This window comes from Mycobacterium sp. 852013-51886_SCH5428379, from assembly GCF_001665575.1.
In the GTDB taxonomy this organism is placed as follows: Bacteria; Actinomycetota; Actinomycetes; order Mycobacteriales; family Mycobacteriaceae; genus Mycobacterium.
In genome coordinates this window covers 341553-353892 of the sequence record NZ_LZSU01000019.1, presented here as the reverse complement: position 1 = coordinate 353892, position 12340 = coordinate 341553, and the positions used below count along the sequence as shown (strand labels likewise).

The window sequence follows — 12340 nt, the reverse complement described above, 5'->3', positions numbered from 1 at the left end:
TTCGACTCCCTGAGCGTCAGAGGACGGATTTGATCTGCTTGGCCACCAGCCGGGTGGTGCGCCGTGCCGAGAGGCGGCTGAGGACGTCGAGCAGGCGCGCATCGGTACCGACGAGCACCCGGAAGCGATCGCGGGCGATCCCGTCGACGATCTTCGCGCCTGCCGCCTCCGGCGAGGTCGCACGGACCTTCTTGTCGCCGGCATCGAGCATCTCGACACCCGAGTTGCGGGTCAGCTCGGTGGAGATGTTGCCCGGAAAGATCGTCGTGACATGGACATTGGTGTCGCAGAGCTCGGCGTAGAGACCCTCGCTGAACTGTTTGACCGCGCCCTTGCTCGCGCTGTACAGCGTCTGGCTGGCGAAGGGCAGCAGCGCCGACAGACTCGACATGTTCGTCAGGTTCGCCTCGGGACGCGTCAGCAGATGCGGCAGGAACGCGCGGCACATGTTCACCGTGCCGGTGAAGTTGACGGCCATGATGCGGTCGGTCTCCCGCTCCGACAGGTCGGTGAACGGGGCGAAGCGGTGGATGACGCCTGCGATGTTGACCAGGCCGTCGACCCGGCCGTGTCGCGCGAGCACCTGCTCGGGGAACGCGGCGACCGCCGAGCGGTCGGTGACGTCGAGGACGTGGGTCGACAACCGTGCATGGCGGGCGGAACCCGCCAGACCCGCTTGGTCCAGATCGGCGGCCGCGACATGCGCACCCCGCGCGAGGAGTTGACGCGCCACCTGCCTGCCCATGCCGTTACCGGCGCCGGTGACTACGAAGACCTTGTCCGCGAGTTCCACGTCAGTGCTTCGCCGGGTCGAACCGCTGCGTGGTCCGCAGCAGGGGGGCCCGTTGCGAGCGCAGGACGTCGGCCCGCTCGGCCATCGCCGAGCCGACGTACTCCGGTTGCGTCAGCAGGTAGAACCTGCCGTCGACAGCCTGGTCGAACACCACCTCGGCGGCTGCCACCGGATCCATTGCGGTGGCCTTGATGTCGAGCATGGCGACCCGCTGCGCTTCGGCTGCACCGACGTCACCGTCGGTGACCCCGCCTGCGGATTCGAAGATGTTCGTGGCGACCGCGCCCGGCAGCACGGCCTGCACGTGGATGTGGTCGTGTCCGGCGTGCTGCACCTCCAACGCCAGACATTCGGTCAGCGCCAGCACCGCGTGCTTGCTCATGATGTAGGGCGCCTGCAGCGGCACCACCGCCACACCACCGATCGAGGACAGATTCCACACCCACGCCGGCGATCCCGCCGCGATGATCTTCGGCAGGAACGCGCGCACACCGTGGAAGACCCCGGAGACGTTGATGTCGACCAGTCGCTGCCAATTCTCGACCGGGGTGTCCCACAGATAGCCGAACTGTTCGATGCCTGCGTTGTTGACCAGCAGCCGAACCGGCCCGATTTCCCGGTAGGTGCGCTCGGCGAGGTCCTCGACAGCAGCGAAAGCACGTACGTCACAGACGATGTCGACCGCTCGCGCACCCTGCTGCTCGAGTTCGGCACGCAGGGCGGCGATGGCACCGGCGTCGATGTCGGCGAGGACGACGGTCATCCCCAGGCCGGCGGCATGACGGGCCAGCCCTGCGCCGATACCGGCCCCGGCGCCGGTGATGACCGCGACGCCGCCGGCGAAGGTCTCGCGGGCGTTCACGCCGCTCAGGATGCGCTACTCGATGCCGGGGTGGCCGACCGTTCGGACAGCAGAACCGAATTCGTCGTGTCGAGGATGACCTCCATCTCGGTGAACTCCAGCCCGGCGGCGCCGCGGCGCACAGCGACGTTGGCGACACCGCTGGACACCGCGAACGGAACGAAGTTCGTGATCTGGTTGACGAAGATGTAGAAGCGGGCGCGCACGGTGTCACCCTCGACCGCGGTGCGATGCAGGTTGGTGGCGTGATGGCGCAGCGGGTACGGGCTTTCCCTGCGGTGCTCTGACAGCCACTCCATCACCGTGTCGCGGCCGTTCAACTCCGGCGACATGAGCTCCTCGAAGGGGCTCGCGCCGGAGTCGCTGCGGCTGACGTAGCGAGCATCCTCGGCGAAGGCGGCCGCCATCTCGTCGTAGTGCGCTTCGTCGTAGTGGAACCAGAAGCCGGCGATGAAATCCTGCAGTTCAGCGGGCGCGATGTCGTTGCTCATGCCGGTCAGTCAAGTCCCCGCGTGTACCGGGGGACAGGGGCGTGCCCGGTGAGCGGAACACCGCTCATACCGGCAGCTGCAGGGACTTGGTCTGCAGGAACTCCTCGAACCCCGCGCGGCCGAGTTCGCGGCCCACGCCGGACTTCTTGTACCCGCCGAACGGTGCGACCGGGTTGTACATCCCGCCGTTCAGATCGAGCTGACCGGTCTGCACCCGGCGTGCGAAGGCGATGGCGCCGTCGAGATCCGGAGCCCATACGGCCCCGGACAATCCATACGAGGTGCCGTTGGCGATGCGCAGGGCGTCGTCCTCGTCGCGGAACGGGATGACCGCGAGCACCGGGCCGAACACCTCCTCCTGTCCGAGTTCGGAGTCGGGTGCGACGTCGGCGAACACGGTGGGCGCGATGTAGTAGCCGACGTCGCGGACGGCCCCGGCGCCGCCGGTCAGAAGGCGGGCGCCATCCTTCTCGGCCCGCTCGATGAACCCGCGCACGCTGTCCCGTTGGGCGGCCGATGCCGACGGCCCGATCCGCGTCGCCGGGTCGAAGGGGTCGCCGACCGTGTACTTTCCGGCTGCCGCCTTGATCAGTCCCAGCGCCTCGTCGTAGCGCGACAGCGGCACCAGCATCCGCGTCCACGCCATACAGGTCTGCCCGCTGTTGAGGAAGGCGTTGCCGACGCCCACCTTGATCGCGGTCGCCAGGTCGGCGCCGTCGAGGATGACGTTGGCCGACTTTCCACCCAGCTCCAGCGAGACCTTCTTCACCGAGCGGGCGGCCAGCTCGGCCACCCGCTGTCCCACCCCGGTGGACCCGGTGAACGACACCAGGTCCACATCGGGATGCGCGGCGATCCGCTCGCCGACCACCCGGCCACTGCCGGACACCAGGTTCACCACGCCCGGCGGCAGGCCCGCCTCCTCGACGGCCTCGGCGAACTCGAACACCGACAGCGGAGCCTCGTTGCTCGGCTTGAGCACGACGGTGCAGCCGGCCGCTATGGCGGGCAGCACTTTGGCGATCACCTGGTACAGCGGGTAGTTCCACGGGGTGATCGCCCCGACGACACCGTAGGGTTCGCGCACGACCAGCGAATGGCCCACGCGCTCTTCGAATTCGAAGGTGTCGAGGACACCGGCGAACCCCTGGGCGACGGCGAGCGGCACTTTGGTCTGCGCGGTCTGGGAGATGCGGATCGGGGCGCCCATCTCGCGGGTGATGGTCTCGGCGATGTCGGGGAGTCGCTTCTCCATCGCGTCGATGACCCGGCGCACACGGTCCCGCCGCTCGGCCACGGTGATCAACGGATCGAACGCGCGCCGTGCGGCGTCCACGGCGGCGTCGACATCGGCGGCCGTACCGTTGGGCACCGACCCGATCACCTGCTCGGTGGCGGGGTCGACGACCTCGATGGCGCCGCTGCCCGACGGGGTCACCCATCGACCGTCGATGAACAGCGTCGTGCGCGTGTACTCGTGCATGGGATTCCTTGAAGGTGAGGGGATGTCGGTCAGGGGGTCAGAGGACGATGCTGGCGCGGACGTCGCGTCTGTCCTCGGCGGCGGTGAACGCGGTGTTGATGTCGTCGAGCCGGTACTGGGCGGCGGCCAATCGGTCGAGCGGCAGCCGGTGCTGATGCTGTTCGAGGAAGGTCAGCGCACGCGAGAGCACCGACGGTTCGTAGAGCGAGACGCCGACCATGGTCTTGTTCGCGAAGACGAACCGGGAGGGATCGAACTCGAAGGTCTGGCCGATGTTGATGTTGCCGATCTCGACGTAACGCCCGAACTGACCGAGCAGCTTGAGGCCTTCGTCGATCGCCGACGGATGGCCCACCACCTCGACCACCACGTCCGCACCGTGTCCGCCGGTGAGTCCGCGCAGGATCTTCGCCCGATCCTTGACCGTGGCGGCTTCGTTGATGTCGATCACCGTGTCCGCGCCGAATGCGGCGGCCAACTCCAGGCGCTCGGGGACTCCGTCGATCGCGATGACCTGACCGGCCCCGCGTGCCTTGGCGACTGCGACGGCGTACAGGCCGAGCGCACCCGCACCCTGGACGACGACGGTCTCGCCCAGCTGTTGGTCGACGCGTTCGAGTCCGTACATCACCTGCGACAGTGCGCAATTCGCTCCGGAGGCGGCGTCGTCGGACACCGTATCGGGCACGGTGTAGACGACCGCACCCGCGGGCAGCAGGAAGTAGTCGCCGTAGCCGCCCACGAAGTACGGGGGCTGGTCGGCGCGCCCGAGCATGGCCATCGTGAGGTTCAGGCAGGCGTTGCGCCGGCCCAGCAGGCAGTTGCGGCAGCGGTGGCACGAGAAGAAGTACGGGAACACCACGCGCGTCCCGCTGCTCAGCGGTACCCCGTTCGAATCGGCCGTGACACCGTCGCCCAATGCCTCGACGGCGCCGACCATCTCGTGTCCCAGCACGGTGGGCAGTTGCCCGCCCAGGCCGCGGGTGTTGAAGGTGCCGTGCCACGCGTGCAGATCCGAACCGCAGATGTTGGTCCGGATGACCTTGACGAGGATCTCGCCCGGCCCGACCTCGGGCAGGCTGACGGTCTCGATCTCGAAGGGCTGTCCGGGCGCGTCGAAACGCGCGATCCTTCCGTGGAACACGGCGATCCTCTCAATGGGTGTTCAGTGATTGTTTTGCAGGCGGAACCGCTCGCGCAGATCACGCTTGAGGAGCTTTCCGCTGGGGTTCTTCGGCAGCGCGTCGACGAAGAAGACCTGCTTGGGTGTCTTGAACCCCGCGAGGTGTTCGCGGCAGTGGGCGATGACATCGGCTTCGGTGAGGCGGACCCCGTCGCGGGGGACCACCGCCGCGACGACGGCTTCGACCCACACCGGATGGTTGAGTCCGAAGACCGCGACTTCCTGGACGCCGCTGTGCCGGTACAGCACCTCTTCGACCTCTCGGCTGGCGACGTTCTCGCCGCCGGTCTTGATCATGTCCTTCTTGCGGTCGACCACGTGTAGCAGGCCGTATTCGTCGTAGTAGCCGAGGTCGCCGGAGTGGAACCACCCGCCGCCGAACGCCTCGGCGGTCTTGGCGTCCTCGTCGAGGTACCCCAGCATGAGATGCGGGCTGCGGTGGACGATTTCGCCCACGACGCCGACGCCGACGGGGGAGTTGTCTTCGTCGAGGATCGTGGTCTCGACGTTGAGCACCGGCCGGCCCGCAGATCCGGCGTGCGCATCCTGCTCGTCGGGGCCCAGCGCGGAGGCCAGCGGTGCCATCTCGGTCTGGCCGTAGAAGTTCCACAACCGCAGATTCGGCAGCCGGTCGCGGATCTCGGCGAGGATCTCCGTCGGCATCGCCGAGGCGCCGTAGTAGCCCTTGCGCAGGCTCGACAGGTCGACCTCATCGAAGACCGGACAGCGCAGCAGGCTGATCCACACGGTGGGCGGGGCGAAGTAGTTCGTCACCCCGTACCGCTCGATGGTGCGCAGGACGGTCTCCGGATCCGGCCCCGGCAGGATGATGCTGGTGGCGCCGAGATAGATGTCGGTGGCGAGGAAGTTGTCGAGCTGCGCGCAGTGATACAGCGGCAGAGAATGGATTTCGACGTCGTCGCCCGACATGGAGCCTGCGGTGATGGTGCTGACGTACTGCCACATCAGGCTGCGGCTGGTGTGCATGACGGCCTTGGGGCGCGATTCCGTGCCGCTGGTGTACATCAGGCGCAGCAGCTGCTCGTCGTCGATGTGCACCGGCGTCGGCTCGCTCGTGGTGCTCAGCCAGTCCGCGAAGTCCTCCCATTCCGGCGGCGCCGGCTGCCCGTCGGCGGTCAGCGCGACCCTGGTGGACACCACGCCGCCGCGTCGCATCGCGTCCTCGGCGGTCGGCGTCAACCCGCTCTCCACGACGAACCCGGTCACCCTGCTGTGCGCGAGGAGATAGGCGATCTCCTCGGCGGTCAGCATGAAGTTCACCGGCACCAGCACCACGCCGGCCCTGGCGGTGGCGAACGCCAGCACCGCGTACTGCCAGCAGTTGTGCGACAGCAGCGCGATCCGGTCGCCGGGGTGGAAAGCGTTGTCCTGCAATGCTGCCGCTGCACGGTCGACGAGACGGTCGAATTCTGCGAACGTCAGGACCACATCGCCGTCGACGATTGCGGTCTTGTCCGGGTGCCTGCGGGCCGACCTGCGCGGGATGTCACCGAGGGAGTGGCTACGTGCCCGCGCGATCACGCTGTCGGTGTCCATGTCGGCAGCGTAGGCACGCTCGTCGGCCCGTCCCGATCGCTGTCCCGCTCAGTAGGCACAGGCAGTGGCCGCACCCTGCCGCGCCTCGATACTCGGTGTCGTGACCATTGATGCCGAGGAGCTGAAGGCCCATCTGCGTCTCGCGGACGCGGGGGTGCTGGTGGCGGTGCTGGCTCAACTGACCGGCGACGCCACGGTGATCGACCGCTTCGCACCGGCGATCACCCACGTACCGGATCCTCCGGAACGGGTGGGCGTCACCGACGCCGAAACGATGGAGGCGCTCGTGGCGGCCGTCGCCGACGCGGTGCTGGCACTCCCGGACTCGGCTCGGGGGCGTGCCGACGACCCGGAGATGTTCACCCGGCTGCTCCCGGTGGCGCTCGGGTCGGACGTCGAGGCGGAGTTCGTGCCGTTGCTCTTGGAGCAGGGCGGTTTCCAGTTGTCCCAGCCGACGCTGCCGCGGACGGTGTCCATCCCCGAAACCACCACCGTGGCGATCATCGGCGCCGGCATCGCCGGTATCGTCGCCGCGCTCGCCGCCCGCGACGCGGGGGTGTCCTACGAGATCTTCGACCGCAACGACGAGGTCGGCGGTACGTGGTTGACCACCACGTACCCCGGCATCGGGGTGGACACCCCGTCGGCGTACTACTCGCTGTCGCGTGAACTCAACCCCGACTGGTCGAACTACTACCCGCAGGGCGCCGAGTACCGCAACTACCTCATCGCGCTGGCCGACAAGCACCGGCTGCGCGAGCACACACGGTTCGGCACCGAGGTCGAGGCGCTGTGGTGGGACGAGGATCGCGCCCAGTGGCAGATCCATTCGGTGGACCGGGACGGACAGCGGAGCATCAGCAACGCCCGCGTGGTGATCACCGCCGCCGGTTACCTCAACCGCCCGCGCTGGCCCGACCTCCCGGGTCGCGACATCTTCGCCGGGGTCAGTGTGCACTCCGCGCAATGGGATCCGGCGATCGACCTGCGCGGGAAGCGGGTGGCGATCATCGGGGCGGGCTGCACGGCGGTGCAGATCGTCGATGCCTGCGTCGACGAGGTCGAGCACCTGACCGTGTTCCAGCGGCAGCCGCACTGGGTGGCGCCGCGCAAGCGGGCGTCCGACGACGTGCCGGAGTTCCGGCGTTTTCTCGGCCGGCATGTGCCGTACTACGCGAACTGGCACCGGCTGAAGTCCTACTGGGCCACCGCGGACAACAACTACCCGGTGATCCTGCGCGATCCCGAGTGGGCCAAAGACCACCTGTCGATCTCGCCGGCCAACGATGTGCTGCTGCAGATGTGCACGGAGTACATCACCCGCATGTTCGGTGAGGGCACGGAGTTGGCCAAGAAGGTGACGCCGGACTTCGCCCCGTACGGCAAGCGGATCATCCGTGACCCCGGCGGCTACTACGCCGCTCTGACCCGCGACCACGTCGACGTCGAAGCCAGCGAGCCCGCCGCGGTGAACGCCGAAGGCATCGTCACCCAGGACGGCCGGCAGATCGATCTGGACGTGATCATCTACGCCACCGGATATCACCTCGACTTCCTCTCGACCGTGGACATCCGGGGCCGGGAAGGGCAGACCCTGCGGGCGGAGTGGGGGGACAGCCCGCGCGCCTACCGGGGCGGAACCGTCCCGGGCTTTCCGAACCTGTTCATCACCTCGGCGCCGAACTACAGCCCGGGACACGGTGCCGGAGCGAACTTCTCGATGGAGGTGCTGGCGCACTACATCATGGAGTGCCTGCAGTTGATGGCGCTGCGCGGAGCGACGACGATGGAGGTCACCCGGCAGGCCTACGACGACTACGTCGAGCAGATCGACGACGCCATGTCGCGCACCGTCTGGTGCCACACCCCGAACGCGCACACCTACTACCGGTCCGGTTCCGGTCGGGTGGTGGTGTCCACCCCGTGGCGTCTGGTCGACCTCTGGCATCAGCACCGGGCGCCGATCGAGGAGCACTTCGTGCTCGATGGGGGACGGTCCGATGGCTGATCTGCTCCGCGGGAAGACCGCCCTGGTCACCGGCAGCAGCCGGGGCATCGGCCGCGCCATCGCCCAGCGCCTGGCCGCGGAAGGGGCCACCGTCGTGGTCACGGCGCGCTCCCACACACCGTCGCCGTCTTTGCGCGCCGGTGCCGCGACCGCGCTGCCGGGAACCATCGGTGAGACGATCGAGCTCATCGAGGCCGCGGGTGGGACCGCGATCGGGCTGGCCGCCGACCTCGAAGATCCCGGACAGCGAGAAGCGCTCGTGGGCGACGTGATCGATCGCACCGGTGGCCTCGACATCCTGGTCAACAACGCCGGTTACGCCGACTACTCGGTGGTCGAGAAGATGGCGATGGAGACGTTCGACCGCACCGTCGAGCACTATCTACGGACGCCTTTCGTTCTGGCCCAGGCCGCGATCCCGCACATGCGCGCGCGGGGCGCCGGGTGGATCGTCAACATCGGCTCGGTGACCGGGATGGCGCCGGTGCGCCCGTTCCGCGAGTACAACAAGACCTCCGGCGACGTGGTGTACGCCTCGCTCAAAGCCGCGCTGCACCGGTTCACCCAGGGCCTGGCCGCCGAACTCGTCGACGACGACATCGCCGTCAACTGCGTGGGACCGTCCACGGCGGTGCGCACACCGGGCGCCTCGGACCTGATCCCCGAGACCTTCCCGACCGAACCGGTCGAGTACCTGGCCGAGACCGTCCTGGCCATGTGCCACCTGCCCGCCGCCGAACGGACCGGACTTGTCGCGTTCAGCCTGCACTACCCGTGGTCACAGGGTCTTCCGGTGCACACGCTCGACGGTCGCGGATCGCTGCCGCCGCTGCAGCCGCCGGCGACGGCCAATCCGAACATCCTGCCGGCCGGGGTCTAGACGGTTGCGCCGAGTCTCGACGCTGACGGCGTTCGGCCGTCGAGATCGGAGACTGGGACCGGCTGACCGGACGCAATGTCGGGCTGACAGCCCCGTCACGCACATATATCCATGGCGACGCTCTCACGTCGACATTGCGATGGGCCGGTGGAGGCGACCGACTCCGAGTCGAAAGTCCTGTCCTGAGCTGACCATTCAGCCGGGTAGGTCGCAGAAGCTGTGGCACACCCGGTCTCGCACGATCATCTGCGGGCATTCCGGGTCGAACCACTGATCGACGACCGCCCAGTGGATCGGATGCATCAGGTACGGACCCATCAGCCCGTCGACGTCGGTGAACTCCTGCTCGAACACGTGCGTCCACGGCACGGTGCCGATTGCGGTCTCGACGCGGCTGAGCTGCCAGGTGTGGATGGTCCGAACATGCCGCGGCAGCAGGCGCAGATCGTCCTCGAAACGGCGCACGACCGCATCGTCGGTGCCCGGCTTCACGCGCAGCAACAAGGTGCGGTAGACGGTGCCGTCGCCCGGTGCGCCCGGCACGGGTGTGCCGTCGTAGGTCGCACCGTTGCAGTGGCTCACCGCCGGCCCGCTCAGCAGTCCGTCGAGTAGTTCGACGGCGCGGTGGCCCTGCCGCCGGTCGGTGAACCGCAGATGCGCCAGGATGTCCCCGCCGTTGCGGACACCCGGCAGCGTTGGCTCGACGACCACGTGTTCGGCGTCGAGTCCAGCTGCAGCGGAACGGATATCGCTGAGCAGTTGGCTTCGCTGGGCCTCGTCGGGGGCCTCGATGAGGCGGATTACGCTATACATCGCAGAGCCGATCGACGTCGACGGCGTCGGCGGCGACGCTGCGGCTGCGCTCGAGGACCAGGTCGTCGATCTCGTCCCACCACTGTCCGATCGACGGGTCGGGCCGGCCCTTCCACGTCATCTCCCACCACGCCCTGGTACTGGGCAGCGACCACGTGGCGATCACGGTGTTGGGCCGGTCTTCGAACCACACCGGGGGACTGAGCTGCACGCTGCACAGCGTCATCCCGCGATCGCGGGCGCCGGGGGCGTATCCGGACAGGTAGGCGTCGACGAACTGCCGCGCCGCACCCGGTCGGGTGAGCACCCGGTCGATGACGTACACCAGTCCGTCAGCCATGGACGGGTGTCTCCGCGAGGAGGGCCGAGGCGTCCTGGCACACCTGCGCTCGCGCAGTCTGGGCGATGTCCAGGCTCGGCATGGTCATGAAACCGTGGATACCGCCGTCGAAGTGGCGCACCACGGTCGGGACGTCCGCGGCCTGCATCGCCTCGGCGTAGGCCACCCCTTCGTCGCGCAGCGGATCGTGACCGGCGATCACCACAGCGGCGGGCGGCAGGTTCCGCAGGTCGGCGTGCAGTGGCGAAGCGTACGGGTGGGTCCGGTCGTCGTCCGCGGGCACGTACTGGTCCCAGTACCAGCGCAGCGCCGCCTCGGGGTTGTAGAAGCCACGACCGTAGAGCCGGTAGGACTCGGTGCTGAAATCGGGTGTGATCATCGGGTAGAGCAGCACCTGGGCAGCCAGCGCGGGACCGCCGCGATCGCGGGCCATCAGCGCCGTCACCGTCGCCAGGTTGCCACCGGCACTGTCTCCGCCGACGGCGATCCGGCCGGGGTCCACACCCAGCGAGATGCAGTTGTCCGACGCCCATCGCGTGGCCGCATAGACGTCCTCGGCCGCAGTCGGCCAGCGGTGCTCCGGCGCCAGCCGGTATCCGACCGAAACCACCACCGACTCAAGGCGGTTCGCGAGATTGCGGCACAATCCGTCGTGGCTGTCGAGGTCGCAGAACACGAATCCGCCGCCGTGGGCGTACACCAGCGCCGGTAACAACCCCTCGGGCGCTTCGGCGGGTCGGTAGATCCGGACGGGAACGGTCCCCGTCTGGGCGTCGACCGACCGGTCGACGATGCTGCCCACCTCCTCCGGCTGGGCCGGGGCGACGAAGCGGGAGCGGATCGTCGCCCGGGCCTGCGCACCGGTCATCGTCTCGACGGGCGGGAAACCGCCGTCGAGTGCGTCGATGATGCCGGCGATCTGCGGATCGAGCGTCATGCGGGCTGTAGGGCGGGGGACTGCTGGACCGGTCGGGCCGCGGGTCCACCACGCAGCGGGCGGACCTGCTGCAGGGTGGGGGCGACGCGCTGGGCACCGCCTTCCACGTTGCGCCAGATCCCCATCGCCGTCATGCGTACGGGGGCGGCCAGGCGCTGATCGAAGGCCATCCGGTTCATCGGGCCGCAGACCGACAGTGCGGCGACAGCCTCGCCCGGCGCTCCGATAGGCGCTGCGACGCAACCGAATCCGGGGAGCAACTCTTCGCGGTCGTAGGCCACGCCGTGCGCGCTGACCTTGGCCAGTTCGCCGGCCAGCTGCGCCGCCGTGCCGATCGAGTACTTGGTGCGCCGATTCGCCAGATCCACCTCGTCGCAGGCCTCGGAGTTGTACGCGAGCAACGCCTTTCCGATGGCGGTGCAGTGCGCGGGCTGACGACCGCCGACGCGGCTCGGCAGTGCGGCGGCCATCCGGTCGCCGATCTTCTCGAGGTACACCACGTCCGCCCCGTCGAGCACGGCGAGGTGGACCACCAGGCCGGTCGCGCGGTGCAGATCGTGCAGCAGCGGAGTCGCCGCGCGATGCAGGCGGTCCTGGTGCACGGCCAGCGATCCGAGCTCGACGAGCCGCATTCCCAGTTCGTAGTCACGGCCGCTGCGACGCAGCCACCGCAGCTGGACGAGGCGCTCGAGCATGCGGTGCGCCGACGACCGCGGCAGTCCCGTACGCCGCACGATCTGGGCCAGCGTCAGCCGTCCCGGTCCGTCGAAAGCATCCAAGACGAGCGAGATGCGGTCGATGACCGCGCTCGGGGTGGTGGATTCCTGGGTGACTGGGGCCGCAGTCATGTCGCCTCCTTTGGCTGAGCATATTCCTATTAGGAATATGCCTGTTTGTATCACAATCGTGTGGGCGGTGTCACGTAACCGAGTAACTGCGATCCGGGTCCCAGACAGCACTGCGCGAGCAGACACGGATGTGCCTGCTCGCGCA

Annotated in this window: 12 protein-coding genes; 2 read left to right on the top strand and 10 right to left on the bottom strand. The window is 68.4% G+C overall.

All coding sequences use genetic code 11. The features are described from left to right. Positions 1-16 precede the first annotated feature (16 nt). The 6 genes from A5757_RS09060 to A5757_RS09035 all read right to left on the bottom strand — a co-directional run bounded on the left by A5757_RS09060 (position 17) and on the right by A5757_RS09035 (position 6369). Positions 17-793: an SDR family oxidoreductase gene (locus A5757_RS09060; RefSeq protein WP_066831644.1), complete on the bottom strand. Its 777-nt coding sequence runs from the start codon at positions 791-793 to the stop codon at positions 17-19. Position 794: 1 nt separating this feature from the next. Further along, positions 795-1655: an SDR family NAD(P)-dependent oxidoreductase gene (locus A5757_RS09055; RefSeq protein WP_066831637.1), complete on the bottom strand. Its 861-nt coding sequence runs from the start codon at positions 1653-1655 to the stop codon at positions 795-797. A gap of 5 nt (positions 1656-1660) precedes the next feature. Continuing rightward, entirely contained in the window at positions 1661-2146 is a 486-nt protein-coding gene (locus tag A5757_RS09050) for a nuclear transport factor 2 family protein (RefSeq protein WP_066831635.1), read from the bottom strand. Positions 2147-2210: 64 nt separating this feature from the next. Then, entirely contained in the window at positions 2211-3629 is a 1419-nt protein-coding gene (locus tag A5757_RS09045; protein ID WP_066831633.1) for an aldehyde dehydrogenase family protein, read from the bottom strand. A 37-nt stretch (positions 3630-3666) separates the two neighbouring features. Continuing rightward, the gene (locus tag A5757_RS09040; protein WP_066831630.1) at positions 3667-4773 is read right to left on the bottom strand and encodes a zinc-binding dehydrogenase; all 1107 of its coding nucleotides are present in this window, start codon (positions 4771-4773) and stop codon (positions 3667-3669) included. A 21-nt stretch (positions 4774-4794) separates the two neighbouring features. Further along, positions 4795-6369 carry an acyl-CoA synthetase gene (locus A5757_RS09035; RefSeq protein ID WP_066831628.1) on the bottom strand — a complete coding sequence of 525 codons (1575 nt, stop codon included), beginning with the start codon at positions 6367-6369 and terminating at the stop codon, positions 4795-4797. 100 nt (positions 6370-6469) lie between these two features. Here A5757_RS09035 and A5757_RS09030 point away from each other — a divergent pair, with 100 nt between their 5' ends. Beyond that, positions 6470-8377: an NAD(P)/FAD-dependent oxidoreductase gene (locus tag A5757_RS09030; RefSeq protein ID WP_066831626.1), complete on the top strand. Its 1908-nt coding sequence runs from the start codon at positions 6470-6472 to the stop codon at positions 8375-8377. After that, positions 8370-9257 carry an SDR family NAD(P)-dependent oxidoreductase gene (locus A5757_RS09025; RefSeq protein ID WP_066832311.1) on the top strand — a complete coding sequence of 296 codons (888 nt, stop codon included), beginning with the start codon at positions 8370-8372 and terminating at the stop codon, positions 9255-9257. Before A5757_RS09030 ends, A5757_RS09025 begins: the two co-directional genes overlap by 8 nt. A 195-nt stretch (positions 9258-9452) precedes the next feature. Here A5757_RS09025 and A5757_RS09020 read toward each other — a convergent pair whose 3' ends face one another. From A5757_RS09020 to A5757_RS09005, 4 genes are read right to left on the bottom strand one after another with little or no spacing between them, the layout of a single operon-like run. Further along, the gene (locus A5757_RS09020; RefSeq protein ID WP_066831624.1) at positions 9453-10070 is read right to left on the bottom strand and encodes a Dabb family protein; all 618 of its coding nucleotides are present in this window, start codon (positions 10068-10070) and stop codon (positions 9453-9455) included. Then, complete coding sequence (locus A5757_RS09015; protein ID WP_066831622.1) at positions 10063-10410, bottom strand: hypothetical protein; 348 nt, start codon at positions 10408-10410, stop codon at positions 10063-10065. The genes A5757_RS09020 and A5757_RS09015 overlap by 8 nt, the downstream gene beginning before the upstream one ends. Beyond that, on the bottom strand, positions 10403-11347 hold the full coding sequence (locus A5757_RS09010) for an alpha/beta hydrolase (protein ID WP_066831620.1): 945 nt from the start codon (positions 11345-11347) through the stop codon (positions 10403-10405). Before A5757_RS09010 ends, A5757_RS09015 begins: the two co-directional genes overlap by 8 nt. Beyond that, positions 11344-12195, bottom strand: coding sequence for an IclR family transcriptional regulator (locus A5757_RS09005; protein WP_066831616.1), 852 nt, complete (start codon positions 12193-12195; stop codon positions 11344-11346). Before A5757_RS09005 ends, A5757_RS09010 begins: the two co-directional genes overlap by 4 nt. Positions 12196-12340: the final 145 nt, after the last annotated feature.